Below are 22,102 nucleotides of genomic sequence, written 5' to 3'. Positions count from 1 at the left end.
ACTTAAGCCTAGTTTCTATTTAAGCAGTTTAGATCCTCAAAGGCTACCATCAAACGATTAACCATACTCTCTTCGCCGCATCTTAACCATTTGCGCGGATCATAGTATTTTTTATTCGGCTTATCTTCGCCTTCAGGATTTCCGATCTGTCCTTGCAGATAGGCTCTATGTTCCAGCTCATACCCTCTTACTCCATCCCAAAACGCCCACTGCGTATCGGTGTCGATATTCATCTTGACAACTCCGTAGCTAACGGCATCTTTGATATCTTTTAGCTCGCTTCCGCTTCCGCCGTGAAAGACGAAATTTACGGGATTTTTGCAAGAAGTATTAAATTTATTAGCAACATACTCTTGAGAATTCTTTAAAATTTCAGGTCTTAGCACTACGTTTCCGGGTTTATAAACCCCATGTACGTTGCCAAAACTAGCCGCTATGCTAAATCTATCGCTTATCTTACTAAGCCTTTCGTAGGCAAGAGCCACATCTTCAGGCTGGGTATAAAGAAGCGCATTGTCAACTCCCGTGTTATCCACGCCGTCCTCTTCTCCTCCCGTTACGCCAAGCTCTATCTCAAGGCTGATACCCAGCTCGCTAAGCTCGGCAAGATACTTTTCGCAAGTGCTTATGTTGTCTTCCAAGCTCTCTTCACTAAGATCAAGCATATGAGAGCTAAAAAGCGGAGTTGAGTGAAATTTCTTATAGTCGCGACTAAATTTGATAAGCTCGTCTATCCAAGGAAGCAACTTCCTAGCCGCATGATCGGTATGAAGGATTACAGGCACTCCGTAAGCTTTAGCAAGCATATGCACATGCGAAGCTCCGGCTACTGCACCCAGTACCGCAGCGTTTTGGCAGGCTTTGCCCGCATAAAACGCCGCTCCTCCGTTTGAAAACTGAATAATAACGGGTGAGTTAGCCTTCTTCGCCGACTCCAATACGGCATTTACCGAGTCGCTTCCTACGACATTTACGGCAGGGATCGCAAATCCCTCTTGCTTGGCATAGTTATAGAGTTTATTTACATCATCGCCTACCAAAACTCCCGGCTTTACTATATCTAAAACACCCATTTTACACCTCTTATTTATATTCTATTTTTGCTTTAGAGCGAAGAGCGTCGCCTCTTTTTCTCATCTCGTCTCTAAATTTTTCCATCTTTAAGCCGGCTTCTATCTGTCCTTTTGCTTCATTTAAAGGAACCGCTCCTGCAACTTTGCTATCTTCTTTTAAGATTACATGGTAGCCAAATTGCGATTGGACAGGTTTTGTTGTGATTTCGCCTTTTTTAAGTGCAAATGCCGCATCGGCGAATGGTTTAACCATTTGAGATTGACCAAACCAGCCAAGCTCGCCGCCGTTAGCGCCCGAGCCTTGATCAATTGATTTTGATTTTGCAAGCTCCATAAATTTAGCCACAAGAGCGTCGCCTTTTAGATTTTTTAGTTGAGCTATTATCTCGTTTGCAGCCTTCTCGTCAGCTACTAGGATATGTTTAGCTTTAGCTTGAGCAGGGATTGAAAACTGCTCTTTGTTTTTATCGTAAAATGCTTTTATATCAGCTTCGCTTACTTTGATATCATCATAAATTTTCTTCATCCATATATCAAGCATAATAGCGTCTTTTGCCTCCTCAAGAGCCTCCTTAAACTGCGCTTCTTTTTCTACGCCGCTTTTTTTGGCCTCTTTTGCAAGAAGTTTTCTGCTGATAGTCTCGTCTATAACTTTTCTTTGAGTATCCGCAGGAAGTTGTTGCAAATGCACGCCGGGCATTGCGCCAAGAGTTATAGCCACATCCTTATCCTCGATATTCATACCGTCAACAGTTGCATAAACTGCTGCGTTTAGACTTACGGCCGCAGCCAAACTTAAAGCCCCGAATAAAACTTTATTCATCATGCTTATTCCTTTTTAAAAAATTTGTTTAAAATTATAGCAAGAAAGTAATTAATGTTAGGTTATAATTTATTAAAAATTTTTACTAAAAGGACTTAAAGTAGCCCGATATGAGAACAAAAAAAGATATAAAAGCGATCAAAGAGCGGTTTTTGCTCCATTTTAAAGACGCAAGAAGCGAGCTTAAATTTAACAACCCTTACGAGCTTTTGGTGTGCGTTATGCTATCTGCTCAGTGCACGGATAAGCGAGTAAATTTAATAACGCCTGAGCTTTTTAAAAGCTATCCGGATATAAAAAGTATGGCAAACGCGAACTTGGCAAGTGTTAAAATGCTCATACAAAGCTGTAGTTTTTTTAATAACAAAGCCCAAAATTTAATCAAAATGGCAAAAAGCGTAATGGAGAATTTTGGCGGTGAAATTCCGCTTAGCGAAGAGGAACTGGTAAGCTTAGCGGGTGTCGGACAAAAGACGGCTCACGTAGTTCTTATCGAGCACAACGGAGCAAATTTAATGGCCGTAGATACGCACGTATTTCGCGTATCTCATAGACTAGGCTTAAGTAGAGCCAAAACTCCCGAAGGAGTGGAGATGGATCTAACAAAAGCTTTTAAAACAGACCTAAACACGCTTCATCAAGCAATGGTTCTTTTTGGCAGATATACATGTAAGGCGATTAAGCCAAATTGCGACGAGTGTTTTTTAAACGACCTTTGCAAGAGCAAGGATAAGAGAATTTAGCTTAAATTTAATTGTCTTGCGAATTTAAAATAGCTACGGCATATAATGCTTAAAATACCGTAGCTAGGTTATTAAAGATTATTGAAAACGAGCGATTATATTTCTTACTACCTTATCCATCATCTGGACAGACTCTATCTCGCAGCGCTCATTTACCGAGTGAGGCGAGTGGATGTTCGGTCCGATAGAGCAAGCTTCAAGTCCGGGCTGCTTGCTTACTAAAATTCCGCATTCAAGCCCTGCGTGAACGGCTGAAAATTTAGCTTCTGGCTTAAATTTTTTAAGCTCTTCAAGCACTACTTCGCTAAATTCGCTAATAGACGGACTCCAGTTAGCCGAACGATCTCTTACGCTAACGTCAAATCCAAGAGCATCAGCTAATGTCTTAGTCTCAAAACCTACGATATCAAGCCCTTCTCTAGTCATAGCCCTTCCGAAGAAGTCAAATTCCACCAAGCCGTCTTTTTGCTTGACGGTTGAGAGATTTATGCTGTTATTTACCATATTTAGCTCGACATTATAGCTTCTTACGCCTTGCGGGAATGAGTTAATAAGGGCTAAAATTTTACCACTATGAGCCAGCACCTCAGCCTTATCTTCATTAAGAGCAACTACTTCTACAAGGCCGTCTGATTTTAGCTCTTGCGCGCAAAGCACCTTGCATCTTGCATTTGCAGGGATAGAGTTGCTTCTTTCGCCAAAGTCAAGACTGATCAGCTCACAACCGTTTTCGGCTAAAAATTTGCCGATTATCTTTATGGAACTTGGGATGTTTTTATGAATTTCATTACCCGAGTGACCACCCGGAAGTCCAGTAACACTTACTTCATAAACTTTTCCGCTTTTTTTAACTTTTTCATCGCTTACCTTTGCGCTTACGTTTATACCGCCTGCACAGCCTAAAGTCACACGATCATCCTCTTCGCTGTCTAAATTTAACAAATTTGGAGCGATAATCTTACTTTTAAATCCGTTTGCGCCTACAAGCCCAACCTCTTCATCGTTTGTAAATAGACACTCTAAATTCGCAAATTCTCTCATTGCACCCATCATCATGGCTACACCTATGCCGTTATCTGCACCTAAAGTTGAGTTTTTAGCTCTTAAAATCCCGTTTTCTTCGATAAGTTCCAGCTTTGGAGCAGCACCCACGCAAACCATATCATAGTGGCTTTGAAGGCAAATTTTAGGATTTCCCTTGTGAGCGTGTATATTTCCAAGCTCGTCCACATCTACATTAAAGCCTTGAGATTTGGCAAATTCGACCAAGAATTCTCTCATCTGTTCTGTCTCATAGCTACAGTGAGGAATTTCACAAAGCTTTTTAAAGTCGCTCATAACGTCATTTTTTTGCATTTCTACTCCTTTAAGTTGTTTATTATCTTACCTTTATAGCCTGTTGTTGCTACCGCGTCTAAGAGTTGTTGCTCGCTTATATCTTTAAGCGTCTTAACAACTGCCGTCTTATCGCGCAAACTAGCCTTCACCTCTTTTACGCCATCTACTTTTAATAGCGCTTTTCTAACCATAGCCGTACAAAGCGGACAGTGCATCTCCTCAACCAAAATAACAACTTTTTGATCGGCAAATACAAAAGCGCAAAGCAAGATAAGAGCGATAAATTTACGCATAGATAGCTCCCAAAACTTCAGGATATGATAGCAAAATAAACACAAAAACAGCTAAAAAAACGTATATCAAAAGCCATTTTTTGCCTGTTTTTTTAAGCGAGCAACTTCTATCTTTTTTAAAAAAATAAAATATAGAAAGAGCCAAGCAAACAAGGGCAAGAATACTTAAAATCCCTCTAAATTCGCTTAGCTGCTCGGTAAAACCAAAAAGAGTGAACGTATATCCAAATATCAAAAAAACAAGTGCCGGCAAGCAGCAAAGTGTAGCCGCAAAAGCACTTATTATCGAAGCGATGGCTAAAAATACGCTTCTCAAGCTTTTAACTCTTGTGCGGTATAGTCGTAGCTAAATTCTTTTGGCGAATAATAATTTGCCGTATTTCCGTCAGTTTCCGCATACGGATAGCCGAAGTTGTTTAGCGGGATTTGCTCGGGCTCGGGCTTTAAGATGAAGTCGCGCCCGTAGTTAAATCCTACCCAGCACATCTCCCAATTGCCAAAGAGATATTCGCGAATTTTGCTTAGCTTCTCATCGCTATTGCTTAGCTTTTCGCCCAGACGCACTTTAGTAACATCGGCAGGATCTACGGGTATCCAGCCGTATCCTTTAAGATAAAATTCCGCCCTGCAATGCTGTCCGCCTGAAATTTTAGCAAGTCCGTTTTCATCCGCCTTGCCCATCTCGTTTGAAAATCTGCTTTGACCGACTCTTATGCCAAAGAGCTCTCTAGCAGGTATCTCAACTGCTCTGCAAAGCCCTACAAAAACGGAGTTTATATCGGTACATTTGCCCACGAGCTTTCCGCTTTCAAGTATCGCTTTTACATCTCCTAGACCGCATCCTATGACGCTATTATCACGCTGCATGGTGTTTGCAACCCAAGTGTATATAGCTTTTGCCTTTTCAAGATCGCCTTTTATGCCTTTTACGATCTCATCAGCCTTTTGCTTTACTATGCCTGTATTTGGGATTTGCTTAGTAGGTTTTAAGAAAAACTCAACTTCAGGGCTAAGTTTTTCGTTTTCGTTGAAATTTACCTTGCTAAAATCAGTGTTTCTCTCTTGTGTTTGCACACGAAATTTAAGCTCTAAATTGCCATCTTTTTCATCTTCGTTAAATCCCGCATAAAGCGTAGGTATCACAAGATCTGAGATGTAGTGCTCTTTTGCGTTTGTCGATACATCATAGTTGCTTACAAGTTGCTGATATTCGTTACCGACAAGAAGCGGAACCCAAAGCCTGCTAAGCTTGCCCTGCTCTTTTAGACTATGCTTAAAGCTAACGTCAAAAATTCTATTTTTGTTAGGCGTCTTAATCGCCTCAATGTTAGCTAAAACAACATTAGGCGCAAAACTAGCCGCACCGACAACCGCACTAAATTTGAAAAAATCACGTCTTTGCATGAAAATGCCTTGTATAAATATAGTTGCACCGCAACTCTTAATAGGTATTTTACTTGCTAATTACTAAAATTCGTTTGAAAATTTTATACTACTTAAATGCTATAAATGTGGCGAAATTTGCCCACCTAAACAAGCACTCCACACTCTTAAATCCCGCATTTAAAGCAAGCTCTCTGTTTTCGGCTTCAGTGTATGGTATCAGCACGTTTTCAAGAGCTTCTCTCTTTTGAGCGATTTCGAATTTAGAATACCCTTGATTTAGCTTGTAGTTTTCGTAAATTTCGATGATATTTTTACTTAATGTCTTATCTTCAAATATCATCTTTTCGCTAAAGACGAAAATTCCGTTTTCATTTAGGCTCTCGTAAATTTTGCCTACGAATTCCTGTCTTTTTATAGGGCGGATAAACTGCAAAGTATAGTTCATCAGCACCGCATCTTGCACACCTAAATCGCACTCCAAGATATCGGCAAGCTCAAGAGTTATATTTGCGCCATAAGCTCTTATCTTGGCGTTTGCATTTTCAAGCATGGCGGCTGCGTTATCTATACCGCGCAAATTCAGATCACTTCTCGCCTCATAAAGCCTTAGCAAAGTAGAAGCCGTAGAGCAGCCAAGATCTAGCACAAAAGCTTCTTTTTTTAAGGTTTTTACAAGAAATTCGACAATGAGACTTTGGGCTATATCATAGTGCGGAACCGAGCGGTTTATCATATCGTCAAACACGCTAGCGACCGCAGCGTCAAATTCAAACTGCTTTTTTATCGGCTCTTTAAAAATTTCATCTCTCATCTTTGCGCCACGCCCCCTCTTATCATCTTGTCGTCTATATACAGATCACAGGTTCCTACGAATTTAGAAGCCTCGCTTATGTCGAATTTAATCTGCGCTTTTAAACTGCTTAAATCGGCAAATTTCATATTTCCGCGAAGTCGCTTTATAAAGCATACCGCCACGTGGCTTGCGTTTGATATATTTTCGTTTATGACGTGAGTTTCTACGCTAAATTTGCCGTCCGTACTTAAGCGATTTCCGATAAAAGTTACCGAACCGTAAGTCTTATAGCCTATTCTGGTTCTGGTTGCATAAACGCCCTCGATAGGCAAAAGATAGTTTTTCACGTCCAAATTTAGAGTCGGCACAAGCTCTTTTTGCCCTATTCCTTGACCTTTGATTACATCGCCTTCGATTGAGTATTCGCGCCCTATTAAGAGATTTGCCTCGTAAATTTGCCCCTGTTTTATAAACTCTCGAATCGCAGAGCTATGCACACCCATACCCTCAAAGCAAACTTCCTCTACGATATCAACCTCACCGTCAAAAATTCGCCTCAAATCATATTTATCCCACGCCCTGTTTCGACCAAATCTAAAATCAAATCCCACGACTATCTTTTTTAAATTTTTAAAATCTCTTTTCAAAAGAGCTATAAATTCATCTCCGCTAAGCCCTTTTATAGCGTTAAAATCATACAAAAAACACGGATATCTCGAGTATTCGGCGCGCTTAAGCTTTGGAGTGATGTTTGCCTTGTTTTTATCGATGACAACAAGCCCGCCAAATTCGCCTAAACGATTTAAAAGTTCCCTGTGCCCGCGATGCACCCCGTCAAAATGCCCGATAGCAACGGCGGTGATATTATCCTTTGTTAAAAGCGTAGAAAAATTCGGCATTTCCTTCCTTTCCTCTTACTTCGCACTGCCGACACTCCCGTAATACCAAGCCCAAATTTGCAGCCGCAAGCTCAAATTTCGCTCTTGCTCGCGATAAAGCCTTGGCATCGGTTACGACTCCTTTTTTATTGCGCTTAGCTTCACGCCCAACCTCAAACTGGGGCTTAAAGAGTATTATTATATCCTTTTTGGCAACTTTTAAAATGTCGGGCAAAATTTGCACTACCGAGATGAAACTCACATCGCAGGTTACTACGTCAAATTTCATATTTTCATCTTCAAATTTTGCCTCACGGGCAAACTCTCTTATGTCGGTATCTTCTTTCACCTCAACTCTGCTATCGTTTTTTAAGCTCTCATCAAGCTGGCTATTGCCCACGTCAAGCGCGGTTACTCTACCGGCTAGATTTTGAAGCAAAATTTGCACGAAGCCTCCCGTGCTGCTACCGATATCAAGAGCGGTTTTACCCTTTAAATCAAGCTTATAATTCTCTAAAAAGCTCTTTAGCTTAAGCGCTCCTCGCCCGACGTAAATCTCTTCAAGCAAATTTATACTATCCTCGTTGTTAACTTGCGAATTCGGCTTGGTTTGAGTCTTGCTATTTAATAAAATTTTGCCCGATTTTATAAGCTCGCTAGCCTTGTTTCTGCTGATATTTAGCCTTTGCGCCGCAAACAGATCAAACCTCATCACAACCCCTAAAAGCAGCCAAATTTAACCTCAAAGCATCCCCATAAGCTCTTCTTCGCTTATCACTCTAACGCCAAGCTCAAGCGCCTTATCAAGCTTACTTCCGGCCTCGCTTCCTGCTAAAACAAAATCGGTCTTTTTGGAAACCGAGCCTGAAACCTTAGCGCCGTGAGCTTCCAAAATAGCCTTAAATTCATCTCTACCCTTACTAAGCGTGCCTGTTATCACAAATGTTTTACCGCTTATATCGCTTTGTTTAACTTCAAATTTCTCAAATTTCGGAGTTACAAAGCTTAAAAGTTCTGTTAAATTTGATCTATTTACCTGCATAAACTCCACATAGCTCTCAGCCATCGCGTCACCAAAGCCGTCAATGCTCATAAGCTCCTCATAGCTAAGCTCTAGCCACTTGTCGCCAAACTGCCTTGCTATCTTCTTAGCCGCAACCTCTCCGATATGTTCTATTCCAAGACCGGTTATGAAGCTATGCAGATTTGGAGTGCGCGCGATATCAATAGCATTTAGCAAATTTGAAATTTTCTTATCCTTAAAGCCCTCAAGACTTGATAATTCATTTTCACTAAGCCTGTATATATCGGCTATTTTATTTACGAATCCCGCTTCAAAAAGCTGATTTACGATAGCTTCGCCAAGCCCGTCGATATTTAGACAGCGCTTTGAAGCGTAGTGAATGAGTGAGTTTATGACGCGTGCCTTGCACTCTAAATTTTGACACTTGATAAAAACCCCTTCATCAAGCAGCATAGTACCGCAAACCGGGCAGTTATTCGGACGCTCTATCGGTGCTTCAGAGCCGTTTCTGCGCTCTTTAAAGACTCCCGTTATCTTTGGTATCACGTCGCCTGAGCGGATAATGCTTATAAAATCGCCTTTCATAACGCCAAGGCGCTTAATCTCATCGAAGTTATGAAGAGTGGCTGATTTAACCTTAACGCCGTCGATATTTACCTCATCAAGCACGCCTACGGGAGTTACGACACCGCTTCTTCCCACCTGAAGCGCCACATCAACAAGCCTTGTCGTCTTTTCAATCGCAGGAAATTTGTAAGCGACCATAAATTTCGGAAATTTTTCTGTGTATCCAAGCTCGTTTGAAAACGCCACGCTATCAACTCTTACGACCATTCCATCCATCATAAAGGGCTTATTTTCACGTAAATTTAGAAGCTCGCTGTAAGCGGTTTTTATATCTTCAAGATTAAGGCAAATTTTAAAAAACTCCTCGCGCTCAAAGCCAAGAGAGTAGATAAATTCCATGATCTCAGAGTAGTTTTTAAGCCCTAAATTTTGAGCCCCATACCCCCACGGACGAAACTGAAGCCGCCTGCTTGCAGTTATCTTGCTATCAAGCTGCCTGAGGCTACCCGAGGCTGCGTTTCTAGGATTTGCAAGCTGAGTTTCGCCTCTTTGCATGCGAGCTAAATTTATCTCGTCAAAATCACTCTTTGATATGACGACCTCGCCGCGAATTTCGATCTTGCCGCTATAAACGATAGTTGTCGGGATGTTTTTAATTACTTTTGCATTTGTCGTTACGTCTTCGCCAGTTATGCCGTTACCGCGAGTTATGGCGCGTTTTAGCTCGCCATTTTCGTAAAGAAGATTAAGACTAGCTCCGTCAAATTTAGGCTGGATAACAAATTTTTGCCCAAGCTTATCGCCACGATTTAGCCAAGCTACCAGCTCTGCTTCGTCAAATATATCCTCCATGCTCCACATACGCTCGATGTGATCAGCCTTTATAAAGCCCTCGCTTACCTCGCCGCCGACTCGCTTGGTCGGCGAAAACATCGAAATTTCAGCAGGATTTGCGCGCTCAAACTCAAGCACTCTGTGATAAAGCTCATCATACTCCTCGTCGGTTGCAAGCGGAGCGTCATCTTCATAATACGCCTTCGCCCACAAAATTAGTAGATCAACGCTTTTTAGATACTCTTTTTTATCCATTTTGGCTCCAAAGGCTTAAATTTCTCATCGCTTCATCCATCTTAAACATCTGCGCATGTTCGCTCACATCGTGTGTTCTGATTATACTTGCGCCTTTTTCAAAGGCTTTTTGATGCAGATACAAACTTCCCGGAAGTCGCTTGCTAACCTCGCTTGGACTATAAAAATTTATGACGGACTTTCTGCTTGCACCGACCAAAAGAGGCAAGCCAAAGTGCAAAAAATGCTCCAAATGCTTTATCAAAAGCAAATTATCTTGCGGCGTTTTTCCAAAGCCGATACCGACATCAAGCACGATATCTTCGCATCCCAGCTCGCGCACTTTGGCGATTTTATCCGCAAAAAAGCTATCTATCTCGCCGAGGAGATCATCATAATGCGGACTGTCTTGCATATTTTCAGGACTGTTTTGCATATGCATGAGGCAGTACTGCACGCCATACTTAACGGCAAGGCTAGCTAAATTTGTATTTGCCGTTATGTCGTTTATCATCTTAAAGCCGTGATTTAGCGCGTATTCAAGGCAGTATTCATCAAAGCTATCAAGGCTAAATTTCGCCTTTTCATGCAAATTTAGGCGGTAAATTTCAGCCACGATATCCTTAAGTCGCTCAAACTCGACTTCAGCGCCTACGTATTTACTGCCCGGACGCGAGCTAACCGCGCCTACATCGATATAATCAGCACCCTCTTCTATCATCGCTTCTATCTTTTTTATACCGCTTTTTGTATCTACTCTGCTTTGGGCGTTAAAGCTATCTTCGTTTATATTTACAACTCCCATTATTTGGGGTTTAATTGGCTTTATAAAGCTTGATTTTAAAAAGATAGCCAAATTTTTAAGTCCAAAATCCTGTGCAGCCTCTTTTTTTGCAAGCTCTTTTATCTGCGCGTCGGTTGCGATTAAAAGCGCGGTTGAGTTTTCGCCGTTTAAAATCGTATTTTTGTGAGTGACAAGCTCGGCTCCTATGCTAAGCGCGTCTTGTTTTAGTATGTTTGCAGCAGGCGAGCGGATATCTTTTAAAAGGAAAAAATTGAGATTCGCCTTTTTTTTCATTATCGCCTGGCCTTCTTTGCTAGGGCTTATAAATTTGCAAATTTCATCAAAATTTGTGTCTTGATTTATCTTAAAAATTTTCACCTTCGGCCCTTTTCATATATCATTAGCAATATTGGCGTTAAGAGCGCGTGTGATTTTGTATTTAGCTCGGCAAGCTTAACCGCCTTGTAAAAGTAGCTTAGCTCATCTTGGCTAAATTTAACTCCAGCTTCGCTAGCTTCTATGGCAATTGATGAAATTAGCTCCTTTAGCTCGTTTTTACCGAGCTTATCGGCTCTTTCAAGTTCGATTTGTTCATCTATGAAGCGATAAATTTCTTTTAACTCAAGGCGAGTGAAATTTAACCCGCTTTTTATGCGCTCTTTTTTTATAAGCCTGTTTTCGGTGATTAGACGCGAGCGAATCGTTTGAAGCAGCATATTTTTAGACTCGCAAGCGATTATAAATTTGATATTTCTAGGAGGCTCTTCTATGATCTTAAGGAGTGAATTTTGCGCTTCTATGCGAAAATTTTTAGCCATAACAACAAGCAGTTTCTCGCTATTTTCTGCGATATAGGCTTCAGTTATGACCTCTTTTGCATTTTCAAGCAAGAAATCTTCACTTATAAAAAATCTTAAAAAATTTGGATCATAAAGCCTTAAAAGCTCCTCTTTTAAAGCTTCAAAATCACTCGTGATAACAATCTTGCTATGCATGAAATCTAAAGCATCACTTTAGCAAATAGCGCAGCATCAATGCTTTTATCAAAAAGTTTATAAAGCGATAAAAGCTTGATATCCAAAAGCTCGTCGCTTGAACTTAGATAAAAGCTGTTTTGCGCCTGCTCGTCAAACAGCCACATGTAGCTATCATCCTTGCCTTTGGCTATCTGCGCGCTTTTGTCGTTGCTTTTTCCGACATAAAAGAGAACATATCCGTTTGGAAAAGCAAGGCTTAGCATGTCTAAAAGCAGTGAAATTTCCTCTTTTGAGCTAATAGCATCAAAAGAAGGATAGATGGCTCTAAGCGACATAAACGGCAATATCGGGCGAGAATTTGTAGGCTTGTTTATATTTTTAAGAAAATATCTCTCAAACCAGCTTCTGTCATGATCGGTTATCATGATAAAAGTTCGCCCTTCAAGCAAAAATTTAAGCTTGGATGCAAGCAGAGGCGTCCATTCCGTGCGCCTTTCTTCCATCCAACTCATTAGCGATCCTTGTTCTCTGATCGCTTCCAACGTCCACTTTATAAAATCGCTCATTTATCCAGCTTATATGCTTGATGTAGTGCGCGAACCGCCAGTTCTCCGTATTTTTGATCGACAATAACGGAAATTTTTATCTCGCTTGTTGAGATCATTTGTATATTTATGCCCTCGTCCGCAAGCGTTCTAAAAGCAAGCGAAGCTACGCCGCTGTGGCTTTTCATACCTACTCCGACTACGGAAACCTTGACTATATTTTCGCTATATTCTACGTGTTTTGCCGCAGCTAATTTATCCACGCACTCTTTGGCTACTTCAAGCTCGTTTTGAGGCACCGTAAAGCCTAAATTCGTAGTGCCGTCTTGCCCTACGTTTTGGATTATCATATCGACATTTATATTTTTTTCAGCAAGAGCCGAGAAAATTTCAGCAGCTATGCCCGGCTTATCCACGACACCTCTTAGAGTAACTCTTGCTTGGTTTTTATCAAGTGCTATACCGCTTACTAAAACTGCTTCCATATTCTCTTCCTTTGTTATTAATGTTCCTTCGTTGTTATTAAAGCTACTTCTTGTAACTAAATTTACGTTTAATTTTTTAGCCAGCTCAACCGAGCGATTTTGAAGCACCTTAGCTCCAAGACTTGCAAGCTCAAGCATCTCGTCATAGCTTATCTTATCAAGCTTTTTGGCTCTGCTTTCTATCCTAGGATCGGTAGTATAAACTCCATCCACATCGGTGTAAATTTCACACAGATCCGCATCTAAGGCTCCTGCTATGGCAACTGCGCTTAGATCGCTTCCGCCACGTCCTAGCGTGGTTACATTTCCGTTTTTATCTATACCTTGAAAGCCCGCTACTACTATTATCTTGCCCTCTTTTATCTCCTCTTTCATGCGGCTTGTATCTATCATTTCGATTCGTGCTTTAGTATGCACTTCATCGGTAATGATGCCCGCTTGCCTGCCCGTTAAGCCGACCGCCTTATAGCCCATATTATTAATAGCTATCGTAAGAAGTGCGCAGGTAACGCGCTCGCCTGAGCTTAAAAGCATATCCATAGCTATATCGTCAGGATGCTTGGTAAAGTGCTCTGCGTATTCGATTAGTTGATTTGTTACGCCACTCATTGCCGAAACTACGACTATGACATCAGCATCGCTTTTTTTAGTCTCTATCACTCTTTTGGCGACCGATTCTATCCTTTCAAGCGTTCCTACACTCGTGCCTCCGTATTTTTGAACGATTAGCATTAGATAAATCCTTTCTCTTTAAAATATCCCATTACCTTGCTATAAATCGGCTTTTTAAAATGGTTTATATCGTTTAAAGCCTCTTTGGCATGGACGAATTTATACTGATTAAATTCCGGAATTTTGGTTTTGATATCTATTTTAGCACCCGCTTTTAGCTTTACTAAAAAGTATTTTTGAGTTTGTCCGTCATAAGGGTATCTCTTGGCTTTTAAGACGTTTGGCGGGAAGTCGTAGCTAAGCCACTCAGGATACTCGCACAAAATTTCAACCTCATTTGTGCCTATCTCTTCTTTAAGCTCTCTTAAAAGCGCCTCTTTAGGGTTTTCCCCCTCGTCGATTCCTCCTTGAGGAAACTGCCAAACACCTTGCAAATCACATCTTTGAGCTATAAAAACCCTACAATCAAAAGGATATGTAGCAGCCAAAACAACGGCGGCGACATTTGATCTGTAGCTTTTTTGCATAAACTAAACCTAAAATAAAAATTTTGTTAGATTTTAACTTAAAAGAGTTTATATGAAGCTTTAAAATCGCCATTTTCAGCTATCGCAAGGAATTTAAAACGAGATTTGTTACAATTGCGAAAATTTTAGATTAAAGAGGACTATGCTTTTATACATACACATTCCGTTTTGTGAAAGTAAATGCCCTTACTGCGCATTTGGCTCAGTTACGGGCAAACAAAACCTAATAAGCGATTATTTTCATTCGATAATAGTTGATTTGCGCACGCAAATTAAGAAATTTAATGTTGCTCAAGGCGAGATCGAAAGCGTTTTTATAGGTGGAGGTACTCCAAGTGCTGTTAGTGCCGAATTTTATGAGCCGTTATTTAAAGAATTCGCTCCGTTTTTAACTTCAAACTGTGAGATAACCACCGAAGCCAATCCAAATTCCGCAGATTTAACTTGGCTTAAATTTATGCGCTCACTTGGCGTAAACCGCATGAGCTTCGGAGCTCAAAGCTTCTTTGAAGACAAGCTTAAATTTCTTGGTCGCAGCCACGATTCTAAGCAGGTTTATAAAGCCGTCCAAAATGCTAAAATCGCGGGCTTTAAAAATATCAATGTCGATCTTATTTACGGTACAAAATTTGACACTAAAAAACGCCTATTAACGGAAGCTCAAAATATCAAAAATTTAGACATTTCACATGTTAGCGCGTATTCTTTAACGCTTGAAAAAAATACTCCGTTTTATAAAAAGACAAGCTATCAACAAGATAGCCCAAGGCTTGCTAAATTCTTAATAAACGAGCTTGAAAACATAGGTTTAAAACAATACGAAATATCAAATTTCGGTCAAATTTGCAGACACAATCTTGGCTACTGGCAAGGCAAAAACTATCTTGCCGTAGGAGCTTATGCAGTTGGTTTTATGAAGAATGTTAGATTTTACGGAAATGAAAATTTAAGCCAATATATCAAAAATCCTATTAGCAAACAGACCGAATTTTTAAGCAAAGACGAGTTGCAAACGGAACGAATTTTTCTTGGAGCAAGAAGCATAGTCGGTATAGACGCTTTTGATCTAACACCGCTTCAACTACAAAAAGCTGAAATTTTACGCAAGACAAGAAAGATTAACTTCAAAAACGGGCGATATCAGGTTAAAAATTTCTTGTTGGCCGATGAAATTTCTTTGTTTATAATCGGTTAATTTATGCAAATTTGAGATAAAACCTGATAAAATGCCTGACTTAAACTAAAAAATCAGGATAAAAAATGTTTGGTATGAGCCTACCTGAAATCATCATGATAGCCGTTATTGCAGTGCTTTTCTTGGGGCCTGAAAAGCTTCCTCAAACCATGGTCGAGATAGCGAAATTTTTTAAAACATTCAAAAAAACCATAAACGACGCTAAGGCGAATTTCGATCAAGAGATAAAAATTCAAGAGCTAAAAGAGGATGCCAGAAAATACAAAGAGAGTTTTACCCAAACAACCCAAAGTGTACGCAAAAAACTTACCTTTGAAGAGCTTGACGAGATCAAAAAAGGAGTTAGCGACGTTACGGGCGGGCTTAGTGACAATCTAAATTCAATCAAAAAAGATATCGAAAGTATAAAAAATCCGAAAGAGATGATAAAAGATAAAATTTTAAACTCAAGCACAGAACAAAAATCCGAAGCAAAAGGCGATGATACAGTAGCCGCCACAAAATCTGAAGAGAAAAAAGAGGCGTAATGTTTGAAGAGTTAAAACCACATTTAGTAGAGCTTAGAAAGAGGCTTTTTATAAGCGTTATGAGCGTAATCGTGATGTTTGTAGTATGTTTTAGCTTTTGGAATCCGATCCTTGCTCTTATGACCGCTCCGCTTAAAAACGCACTTCCTGCAGGAAGCAACATCATCTTCACTCAGGTGCAAGAGCCGTTTTTTACTGCGATGAAAGTCGGGTTTTTCTCGGGATTTATGCTCTCTTTGCCGGTTATTTTTTGGCAATTTTGGTTGTTTGTAGCACCGGGACTTTACGAAAATGAGAAAAAATACGTAATTCCGTTTGTTCTATCGGCTACTTTTATGTTTCTCATGGGGGCTGCGTTTTGCTATTACGTAGTGATTCCTATCGGATTTAACTTTCTCATAAATTTTGGCGGACAGTTATTTACCGCACTTCCTAGTATAGGCGAGTATGTAGGGTTTTTTACCAAGCTTTTAATAGCTTTTGGTATAGCTTTTGAGCTTCCCGTAATTACCTTTTTCTTGGCAAAACTTGGGCTTGTGGATGATGCGATGCTTAAAAATTCATTCAGATACGCCATAGTTATCATATTTATCTTCTCAGCCATCATGACTCCTCCTGATATCATCAGCCAGTTTCTAATGGCGATTCCGCTCATCGGACTTTACGGACTATCGATATTTATAGCCAAAAAAATAAATCCTGCCAAAATCGAAAAAGAAGAGAAACAAGAGCCAAAGAAGAAGCATGTCGTAGAAGAAGACGATGATGAAATATACTACAATGGCGACTGATATCAACGCACTTTGCAGCTATGATTATCACTTGCCTGCCGAACTCATAGCAGATCGCCCTACTCTACCCAAAGAGGATGCGAAACTGCTTGTTTACGAGAGGGAAAAAGATAAAATTCATCATCTTAAATTTAAAAACCTTCATGAAATTTTACCCCAATGCGATATCGTCTTTAACGATACTAAAGTGATAAAAGCTAGAATTTTAGGACACAAGGATAGCGGTGGGGCAAGCGAAGTGCTGCTTAACGCTGCGCTTAACGATGATAAATTTAGCGTTTATATACGTGGCAAGGTAAAAGCCGGAACGCGGATAAAATTTGACGCGAATTTAAAGGCTACGGTTTTTGAAATTTTTGAAGACGGAACAAGGGTTGTCAAATTTAGCCAAGATGATAAAATTTTAAGCACAAACGAGTTATTTGGTTTGCTTGAAAAGATCGGACACGTTCCGCTTCCGCCTTATATAAAAAGAGCTGACAACAAAGACGATGAGAGCTGGTATCAAAGCATATTTGCAAAGCATCACGGTGCAGTCGCAGCTCCTACGGCAAGCCTTCATTTTAGCGACGAGATGATAAAAGAGCTTAAAAAAAGCCATGATATAAGCTTTATAACCCTTCATATAGGCGCGGGAACCTTTAAAAGCGTGGAGAGCGAAAATATAAACGATCATAAAATGCACGGAGAATTTTATGAAATTCCAAGTCAAACTCAAGAGCTTATCAACTCAAACAAACCGATTTTAGGCATCGGAACGACTGTTACAAGGTGTATTGAAGAGTTTGCAAGAAGCAAAAAACCTAGCGGAATTTGCAAGCTGTTTTTAAACCTTAACAACAAGCCAATTCGCCAAAACTACTTGCTTACAAATTTTCACCTGCCAAAATCAACGCTAATCATGCTCGTAAGTAGCTTCATAGGGCTTGATAAGACTATGCAAATTTATCAGACCGCCATAGAAAACAGATATAAATTTTACTCTTACGGCGATGGGATGCTTATAATATGAATGTCAGCTATCTTTTTGTGATTTTGTTTTTGATCTACATGCTTATTTTGGTAATGTATGTTTTGTATTCCAAAAGCTTTAATACTAAATTTAACGATCAAAGAATAAAGCTTGCGAAAAAAACAAACAAATATTTTTTAGATTACAAGAAAAAACCATACGAGCAAACCGACCTTGTAAGCTATATGTTTTTTCTTACCTCATCTCTTAACGAAGATGCCAAAAAAAGCAAAAATTATCTTTTGCTTGATTACAATATCAGCTATCCAAGAGTTTTTAAAACCGACGCTTCTCATATCATAAAGCTTACGGACGCACTAGCTCAAATAATGCTTTTAAACCTTTCAAATTCAACTATTATCATTAAATTTCTACTAAGTAGCTACAAAAAAAATCAGATCAAATTTACTATCTCGGTCTGGGCTAACAAAAATTTCGCCAAAGAGTGCAAAAAGGTCGAAAACATACACATTTGCATGAGCGAAAAAAGTAGAGAATTTTATCGATTTGCTAAAAAACTCGCCTCCGAAAACGACTCTGAGATAAGATTTGACTTTGAAACTCAAGAATCAATCAAAATTTCAACGGACATAACCTTAGAGTTATCAGAAACCAAAGTTGATATACTTAAAAAACTAAAGATAAGAATGGATAATAAATTTACCGCCCTCATAGCCGAGAGCAATCCCTATGCCTTTTCTATACTTAAAAACGATCTTGAATTTATGGGCATTGACGTTAAGCCTACGTCAGATTGGGATATCATAAAAAGGCACGTGGAAGATACTATTTTTAGCCCAAATATCATATTTGTTCAGGCAAAACTGCTAAAAAGCGTAGATATAGAGGAGATAAAAACTTCGCTCATCGAAAAAAATATACCTCTTGTAATCATACAAAATGATGATCGCTGCATAAAGATAGATCCTAAAATTTATGTTGAGTATTTAACGCAACCATACACTTCGGACGCGCTTATAAGCATACTAAACAACACTCACGAATATCGTTGCAGTAAAAATCAAAATTAAATAATCAAATTTGGGATTTATAAAATCTTTAAATAGCGCTTTAAAATAATCATCGCGGCTATACTATCAAGCTTTCCGTCTTTTGCAGAGCTTTTATAAATTTCACTTGCCTCAAAGCTGCTCATGGCTTCATCGACATAGACTATCTCGCCGCTAAAATTTAGAAGCGACACAAAGTGGCTTATGCGCCTTCTCATCTCATCTTCACTACTTCCGCCAAGAGGCACTCCTACAACTAAAGTCTTTGCACCAAGCTCTGATAAAACGGCGTTCACATCACGAGCCGCTTGATTGCGATTTTTTCTTAGAATCGGCTTTTGAGGCATTACCACACCACCCACTCCAAGCGCTACGCCTATGCGTTTTAACCCCACATCTATAGCAACTACGCTCATGCCAAACTCACTCTAAGGCCTGATATGACAAGCTTACCAAATAGTTCATACTCATAAATTTTATCTCCGAATTTAGCCAACGCTTCATCCAAATCCGCTCCATTTTTGCAAAAATCTAAAATTTCATCTTTTGATTTAGGTAGATTCGTTGTAAATTTGGAGGCAAATTCATCAAAATCATTTATAAGCTCGGCTTTGCCACAAGCCAAAAGCTCGTTTGTGCCATCACTTTCGCCAAGTCGCTGAGGCAAGACGTAAATTTTAATTCCAAGCTCTTGAGCCATCCTTGCACTTTGCATGGAGCCGCTTTTAAGATCGGCTTGCGCGACAACCAAAGCCTTGCTGAGAGCTACAACTATTCGGTTTCGCTCCAAAAACCTATGTGCAGCGGCAGGAGTGGAGAAATCATACTCGCTTAAAGCAAGGCAGGAGCCGTAAATTCGCTCTATGGCTTTTAAATTCGCTCTTGGATAAACTATATCAAGTCCGTTGCCAAAAACGGCTATGGTGTTTGGAAAGGCTCCTTCGTGAGCCTTGATATCAACACCCAAAGCCGCTCCGCTTACTACGCAAATTCCGAAATTTGAGAGAGTTTTAGCCAAATTTAAAACGCAGTTTTTGGTATATACGCTTGCTCTTCTTGAGCCCACTATCGATACCATAGGAAGCTTTAAAAGCTCTAAATTTCCCTTATAATAAAGCTTTTTTGGAGGTTTTTTAAGTCTATTTAGCTGAGAAGGAAGCTCGCTTAAAAAATTCACAAAATATCCTTTAGATAAACAACCTCTACATCCTTTAGTATCTCGGAGCTATTTTTCAAAACATCCATAGTGTTTTTATAAGGATGTCCTATAGCTATAGCCCTACTATGCTTCTTAGCAAGCGCAACGGCGTATTTTAGCTGCTTTGTTATAGCGGCCTTGCTGTCTTCGTGATCCAAAAACACATCCCTTGAGATATAGGGCATAGAGTGCTTTTTGGCTGCGGCTGCGACTTTTGTATTGGCTATCGTTTTACTATCGATAAATATCAAATTCTCATGTTTAACAGCTCTCATAAGCCTATCCATGGCATCAAAATCGCTTGTAAATTTGCTGCCTGTATGGTTGTTTATATATATCAAATTAGGAAAATCGCGCTTAATCGCCTGAAGTCGATTTAAAATTTTCTCATAGCCGTCATCCACTCTTAAGGTATCTATCTCCTCACCTTTAAAATTTTTCGCCTGAAGCGGTAAGTGAATCATATAAAAGCTGAATTTTTTTGCAAGCTTTGGCGTATCGGGATGATCTTTAGTGGCAGGGAAAAACGACGGAGTAAGCTTTAGTTTGATTGATTTTATCGCATCTACTTGATGTTTGTGAGCAACATCGTCTATTATGATTACCAGCTTTGGTTTGCCAAATTGCTTCTTTGTGCCGTTTAGCACCTGAGCTTTACTGGTATCCAAAGAGGATTCGGACTCTTTTGTCTTCCTTTGAGGAGGTTGCTTCTTGGGCACTTCACCGACTCTGCGCTCATCTTGCTTGGCTCCGTCTTTATCAAACACTTCTATATGTATAGAGCCTTTTTTAGTAGGCTTTTCATCAGGAATTTCAGGCGGATAAAATTCTTGCTGTTCTTTAGGGGTTATTTTTGGCTCCGGTGTGCTGTTATCTGTTTTATTTAAAGTATCCTCTTGCTTGACAGCTTCTGATTTTATCTGGGGCTTTACTTCGTTTTGAGTTTTAGGTTTTATCTTTGGCTCAACACTGATTTTAGGCTCGATTTTTGATTCTGTTTTAGGCTCAAATTTAACGGCAGGCTCTTTTGCCGGTGGGTCTTTTTTGACGCTTTGTTTATCAAGATACTTTTCTATTTTTTTTATAGTGTTTTGGCTATCTTTATTTGAGTAGATATAAGACAAAGCCGCGTAGGTAAGAGCTCCTACGATAAGGCATACGATAATGATTTTAAGATAACCCCAAAAAGCGCTCTTTTGCTCTTTTTTCTTAACGCTTTTAGTATTTTTAGCTACGGTGCGCTTTTTGGTAGTTTTTTTCTTTGTTTTAGGACTCAATTTTAATTTTTGCTTTGATCTACGATTTTACCTGCGCTTATCCAAGGCATCATAGCTCTTAACTTCTTGCCGGTTTGATTAAGCAAGCTTCTTTCGGCAATTCCGCGCTCGGCATTCATTCTTACATATCCCGCTTTTCGCTCAAGGATGAAGTCTTTTGCAAATTTGCCGTTTTGAATCTCTTTTAAAATTTCCTTCATAGCCTTTTTACTGTCTTCGTTTACGACTCTTGTGCCGCTTACATAGTCGCCATACTCGGCAGTATTTGAGATAGAGTAGCGCATATCCGCCATTCCACCTTGATACATAAGATCAACGATTAGCTTTAGCTCGTGCAGACATTCAAAATACGCCATTTCAGGCTCATAGCCCGCCTCAACCAGCGTTTCAAAGCCTGCATTTACTAATGCGCAAAGTCCGCCGCAAAGCACAGCTTGCTCGCCAAAGAGATCGGTTTCGGTTTCGTCTTTAAACGTAGTTTCTATGATACCCGTTCTTCCGCCCCCTATAGCGCTTGCATAGCTTAAAGCAAGCTCTTTTGCTTGTCCTGAAGCGTTTTGCTCAACCGCTATCAGATCAGGAATTCCGCCGCCTTTTACAAATTCGCTTCTTACGGTATGACCGGGTGCTTTTGGAGCTATCATTATGACATCAACTCCTTCAGGAGCTTTGATCTGTCCAAAATGAACGTTAAATCCATGTCCGAAAGCTATCGCATTACCCTCGCTTAAATTTGGCTCGATCTCGTTATAAAAAATTTCAGCTTGCATCTCATCCGGAGTTAAAATCATAATCACATCGGCCATTTTTGAAGCCTCACCAACGGTTTTTACCTCAAAGCCTTTAGCCTCCGCTTTAGCCCAGCTTTTTCCGCCCTTTGCAAGACCTATTACTACTTTTACACCGCTATCTCTTAAATTTTCAGCGTGTGCGTGCCCTTGGGATCCAAAGCCTATCACGGCGACCGTCTTGCTTCTAATAAGACTTAAATCGCAATCTTTATCATAGTATATATTTACCGCCATATTTTCTCCTTTGAGATAAAATTTGCGAGATTATACAATCAACCAACTCAAATGTCACTGAAACAAAATCAAATTTACGCTTTAAGTTTTT

General features: G+C 39.9%; 25 protein-coding genes. 6 read left to right on the top strand and 19 right to left on the bottom strand.

Annotated features, from left to right (window positions below):
* Positions 1–8 precede the first annotated feature (8 nt).
* Both fbaA and CDOM15925_RS06670 read right to left on the bottom strand, forming a co-directional pair.
* Positions 9–1,073: a class II fructose-bisphosphate aldolase gene (gene fbaA / locus CDOM15925_RS06675; protein ID WP_169942362.1), complete on the bottom strand. Its 1,065-nt coding sequence runs from the start codon at positions 1,071–1,073 to the stop codon at positions 9–11.
* Between the two features lie 10 nt (positions 1,074–1,083).
* Positions 1,084–1,896 carry a peptidylprolyl isomerase gene (locus CDOM15925_RS06670; RefSeq protein ID WP_169942449.1) on the bottom strand — a complete coding sequence of 271 codons (813 nt, stop codon included), beginning with the start codon at positions 1,894–1,896 and terminating at the stop codon, positions 1,084–1,086.
* Positions 1,897–2,006: 110 nt separating this feature from the next.
* Between CDOM15925_RS06670 and nth the strand changes: the two genes are divergently transcribed.
* Positions 2,007–2,639 carry an endonuclease III gene (nth, locus tag CDOM15925_RS06665; RefSeq protein ID WP_169942360.1) on the top strand — a complete coding sequence of 211 codons (633 nt, stop codon included), beginning with the start codon at positions 2,007–2,009 and terminating at the stop codon, positions 2,637–2,639.
* A gap of 78 nt (positions 2,640–2,717) precedes the next feature.
* Here nth and CDOM15925_RS06660 read toward each other — a convergent pair whose 3' ends face one another.
* From CDOM15925_RS06660 to CDOM15925_RS06600, 13 genes are all read right to left on the bottom strand, one after another.
* Positions 2,718–3,995 (bottom strand): M20/M25/M40 family metallo-hydrolase, encoded by a 1,278-nt coding sequence (locus CDOM15925_RS06660; RefSeq protein ID WP_169942358.1) that lies wholly within the window; start codon positions 3,993–3,995, stop codon positions 2,718–2,720.
* A 2-nt stretch (positions 3,996–3,997) separates the two neighbouring features.
* A complete protein-coding gene (locus CDOM15925_RS06655) occupies positions 3,998–4,270 on the bottom strand; it encodes a heavy-metal-associated domain-containing protein (RefSeq protein ID WP_169942356.1) in 273 nt (90 codons plus the stop codon).
* Complete coding sequence (locus CDOM15925_RS06650; RefSeq protein WP_169942354.1) at positions 4,263–4,586, bottom strand: aryl sulfotransferase; 324 nt, start codon at positions 4,584–4,586, stop codon at positions 4,263–4,265. The genes CDOM15925_RS06655 and CDOM15925_RS06650 overlap by 8 nt, the downstream gene beginning before the upstream one ends.
* Positions 4,583–5,674, bottom strand: coding sequence for a transglutaminase family protein (locus CDOM15925_RS06645; protein ID WP_169942352.1), 1,092 nt, complete (start codon positions 5,672–5,674; stop codon positions 4,583–4,585). The genes CDOM15925_RS06650 and CDOM15925_RS06645 overlap by 4 nt, the downstream gene beginning before the upstream one ends.
* Positions 5,675–5,762: 88 nt before the next feature.
* Complete coding sequence (cmoA, locus tag CDOM15925_RS06640; protein WP_169942350.1) at positions 5,763–6,467, bottom strand: carboxy-S-adenosyl-L-methionine synthase CmoA; 705 nt, start codon at positions 6,465–6,467, stop codon at positions 5,763–5,765.
* Positions 6,464–7,348: a bifunctional riboflavin kinase/FAD synthetase gene (locus CDOM15925_RS06635; RefSeq protein WP_169942348.1), complete on the bottom strand. Its 885-nt coding sequence runs from the start codon at positions 7,346–7,348 to the stop codon at positions 6,464–6,466. Before CDOM15925_RS06635 ends, cmoA begins: the two co-directional genes overlap by 4 nt.
* Complete coding sequence (tlyA, locus tag CDOM15925_RS06630) at positions 7,314–8,039, bottom strand: 23S rRNA (cytidine-2'-O)-methyltransferase TlyA (protein ID WP_169942346.1); 726 nt, start codon at positions 8,037–8,039, stop codon at positions 7,314–7,316. The genes CDOM15925_RS06635 and tlyA overlap by 35 nt, the downstream gene beginning before the upstream one ends.
* Positions 8,040–8,069: 30 nt before the next feature.
* Positions 8,070–10,007 carry an NAD-dependent DNA ligase LigA gene (gene ligA, locus CDOM15925_RS06625; protein ID WP_169942344.1) on the bottom strand — a complete coding sequence of 646 codons (1,938 nt, stop codon included), beginning with the start codon at positions 10,005–10,007 and terminating at the stop codon, positions 8,070–8,072.
* Positions 10,000–11,148, bottom strand: coding sequence for a dihydropteroate synthase (gene folP, locus CDOM15925_RS06620; RefSeq protein WP_169942342.1), 1,149 nt, complete (start codon positions 11,146–11,148; stop codon positions 10,000–10,002). The genes ligA and folP overlap by 8 nt, the downstream gene beginning before the upstream one ends.
* Complete coding sequence (locus tag CDOM15925_RS06615; protein WP_169942340.1) at positions 11,145–11,765, bottom strand: DNA polymerase III subunit delta'; 621 nt, start codon at positions 11,763–11,765, stop codon at positions 11,145–11,147. The genes folP and CDOM15925_RS06615 overlap by 4 nt, the downstream gene beginning before the upstream one ends.
* A gap of 5 nt (positions 11,766–11,770) precedes the next feature.
* Positions 11,771–12,313: a HobA family DNA replication regulator gene (locus CDOM15925_RS06610; protein WP_169942338.1), complete on the bottom strand. Its 543-nt coding sequence runs from the start codon at positions 12,311–12,313 to the stop codon at positions 11,771–11,773.
* The gene (locus CDOM15925_RS06605; RefSeq protein WP_169942336.1) at positions 12,310–13,509 is read right to left on the bottom strand and encodes an aspartate kinase; all 1,200 of its coding nucleotides are present in this window, start codon (positions 13,507–13,509) and stop codon (positions 12,310–12,312) included. The genes CDOM15925_RS06610 and CDOM15925_RS06605 overlap by 4 nt, the downstream gene beginning before the upstream one ends.
* Positions 13,509–13,976, bottom strand: coding sequence for an RNA pyrophosphohydrolase (locus tag CDOM15925_RS06600; RefSeq protein WP_169942334.1), 468 nt, complete (start codon positions 13,974–13,976; stop codon positions 13,509–13,511). Before CDOM15925_RS06600 ends, CDOM15925_RS06605 begins: the two co-directional genes overlap by 1 nt.
* A 142-nt stretch (positions 13,977–14,118) precedes the next feature.
* Between CDOM15925_RS06600 and hemW the strand changes: the two genes are divergently transcribed.
* The 5 genes from hemW to CDOM15925_RS06575 all read left to right on the top strand — a co-directional run bounded on the left by hemW (position 14,119) and on the right by CDOM15925_RS06575 (position 18,532).
* On the top strand, positions 14,119–15,171 hold the full coding sequence (hemW, locus tag CDOM15925_RS06595) for a radical SAM family heme chaperone HemW (protein ID WP_169942332.1): 1,053 nt from the start codon (positions 14,119–14,121) through the stop codon (positions 15,169–15,171).
* Between the two features lie 65 nt (positions 15,172–15,236).
* Entirely contained in the window at positions 15,237–15,698 is a 462-nt protein-coding gene (tatB, locus tag CDOM15925_RS06590; RefSeq protein WP_169942330.1) for a Sec-independent protein translocase protein TatB, read from the top strand.
* On the top strand, positions 15,698–16,489 hold the full coding sequence (tatC, locus tag CDOM15925_RS06585) for a twin-arginine translocase subunit TatC (protein WP_169942328.1): 792 nt from the start codon (positions 15,698–15,700) through the stop codon (positions 16,487–16,489). The genes tatB and tatC overlap by 1 nt, the downstream gene beginning before the upstream one ends.
* Complete coding sequence (gene queA, locus CDOM15925_RS06580) at positions 16,464–17,501, top strand: tRNA preQ1(34) S-adenosylmethionine ribosyltransferase-isomerase QueA (protein ID WP_502707280.1); 1,038 nt, start codon at positions 16,464–16,466, stop codon at positions 17,499–17,501. Before tatC ends, queA begins: the two co-directional genes overlap by 26 nt.
* Positions 17,498–18,532, top strand: coding sequence for a hypothetical protein (locus CDOM15925_RS06575; protein ID WP_169942326.1), 1,035 nt, complete (start codon positions 17,498–17,500; stop codon positions 18,530–18,532). Before queA ends, CDOM15925_RS06575 begins: the two co-directional genes overlap by 4 nt.
* A gap of 17 nt (positions 18,533–18,549) precedes the next feature.
* Here CDOM15925_RS06575 and ruvX read toward each other — a convergent pair whose 3' ends face one another.
* Genes ruvX through ilvC form a run of 4 tightly spaced genes read right to left on the bottom strand, consistent with a single transcriptional unit; the run spans position 18,550 to position 22,011 of the window.
* Positions 18,550–18,927, bottom strand: coding sequence for a Holliday junction resolvase RuvX (ruvX, locus tag CDOM15925_RS06570; RefSeq protein WP_169942324.1), 378 nt, complete (start codon positions 18,925–18,927; stop codon positions 18,550–18,552).
* Entirely contained in the window at positions 18,924–19,688 is a 765-nt protein-coding gene (gene dprA / locus CDOM15925_RS06565) for a DNA-processing protein DprA (RefSeq protein ID WP_169942322.1), read from the bottom strand. Before dprA ends, ruvX begins: the two co-directional genes overlap by 4 nt.
* On the bottom strand, positions 19,685–20,986 hold the full coding sequence (locus CDOM15925_RS06560; protein WP_169942320.1) for a divergent polysaccharide deacetylase family protein: 1,302 nt from the start codon (positions 20,984–20,986) through the stop codon (positions 19,685–19,687). The genes dprA and CDOM15925_RS06560 overlap by 4 nt, the downstream gene beginning before the upstream one ends.
* A gap of 2 nt (positions 20,987–20,988) precedes the next feature.
* Positions 20,989–22,011 (bottom strand): ketol-acid reductoisomerase, encoded by a 1,023-nt coding sequence (ilvC, locus tag CDOM15925_RS06555; protein WP_169942318.1) that lies wholly within the window; start codon positions 22,009–22,011, stop codon positions 20,989–20,991.
* Positions 22,012–22,102: the final 91 nt, after the last annotated feature.

It is taken from the genome of Campylobacter sp. RM15925, from assembly GCF_012978775.1.
Taxonomy (GTDB): domain Bacteria; phylum Campylobacterota; class Campylobacteria; order Campylobacterales; family Campylobacteraceae; genus Campylobacter_A; species Campylobacter_A canis.
This window is presented reverse-complemented; position numbering and strand designations above follow the sequence as displayed.

Coding starts and splice junctions, on each gene's coding strand:
- fbaA (WP_169942362.1), bottom strand. CDS start 1,073: ATGGGTGTTTTAGATATAGTAAAGCCGGGAGTTTTGGTAGGCGATGAT.
- CDOM15925_RS06670 (WP_169942449.1), bottom strand. CDS start 1,896: ATGAATAAAGTTTTATTCGGGGCTTTAAGTTTGGCTGCGGCCGTAAGT.
- nth (WP_169942360.1), top strand. CDS start 2,007: ATGAGAACAAAAAAAGATATAAAAGCGATCAAAGAGCGGTTTTTGCTC.
- CDOM15925_RS06660 (WP_169942358.1), bottom strand. CDS start 3,995: ATGCAAAAAAATGACGTTATGAGCGACTTTAAAAAGCTTTGTGAAATT.
- CDOM15925_RS06655 (WP_169942356.1), bottom strand. CDS start 4,270: ATGCGTAAATTTATCGCTCTTATCTTGCTTTGCGCTTTTGTATTTGCC.
- CDOM15925_RS06645 (WP_169942352.1), bottom strand. CDS start 5,674: ATGCAAAGACGTGATTTTTTCAAATTTAGTGCGGTTGTCGGTGCGGCT.
- cmoA (WP_169942350.1), bottom strand. CDS start 6,467: ATGAGAGATGAAATTTTTAAAGAGCCGATAAAAAAGCAGTTTGAATTT.
- CDOM15925_RS06635 (WP_169942348.1), bottom strand. CDS start 7,348: ATGCCGAATTTTTCTACGCTTTTAACAAAGGATAATATCACCGCCGTT.
- tlyA (WP_169942346.1), bottom strand. CDS start 8,039: ATGAGGTTTGATCTGTTTGCGGCGCAAAGGCTAAATATCAGCAGAAAC.
- ligA (WP_169942344.1), bottom strand. CDS start 10,007: ATGGATAAAAAAGAGTATCTAAAAAGCGTTGATCTACTAATTTTGTGG.
- CDOM15925_RS06615 (WP_169942340.1), bottom strand. CDS start 11,765: ATGCATAGCAAGATTGTTATCACGAGTGATTTTGAAGCTTTAAAAGAG.
- CDOM15925_RS06610 (WP_169942338.1), bottom strand. CDS start 12,313: ATGAGCGATTTTATAAAGTGGACGTTGGAAGCGATCAGAGAACAAGGA.
- CDOM15925_RS06605 (WP_169942336.1), bottom strand. CDS start 13,509: ATGCTAATCGTTCAAAAATACGGAGGCACGAGTGTAGGAACGCTTGAA.
- CDOM15925_RS06600 (WP_169942334.1), bottom strand. CDS start 13,976: ATGCAAAAAAGCTACAGATCAAATGTCGCCGCCGTTGTTTTGGCTGCT.
- hemW (WP_169942332.1), top strand. CDS start 14,119: ATGCTTTTATACATACACATTCCGTTTTGTGAAAGTAAATGCCCTTAC.
- tatB (WP_169942330.1), top strand. CDS start 15,237: ATGTTTGGTATGAGCCTACCTGAAATCATCATGATAGCCGTTATTGCA.
- tatC (WP_169942328.1), top strand. CDS start 15,698: ATGTTTGAAGAGTTAAAACCACATTTAGTAGAGCTTAGAAAGAGGCTT.
- queA (WP_502707280.1), top strand. CDS start 16,464: ATGAAATATACTACAATGGCGACTGATATCAACGCACTTTGCAGCTAT.
- CDOM15925_RS06575 (WP_169942326.1), top strand. CDS start 17,498: ATGAATGTCAGCTATCTTTTTGTGATTTTGTTTTTGATCTACATGCTT.
- ruvX (WP_169942324.1), bottom strand. CDS start 18,927: ATGAGCGTAGTTGCTATAGATGTGGGGTTAAAACGCATAGGCGTAGCG.
- ilvC (WP_169942318.1), bottom strand. CDS start 22,011: ATGGCGGTAAATATATACTATGATAAAGATTGCGATTTAAGTCTTATT.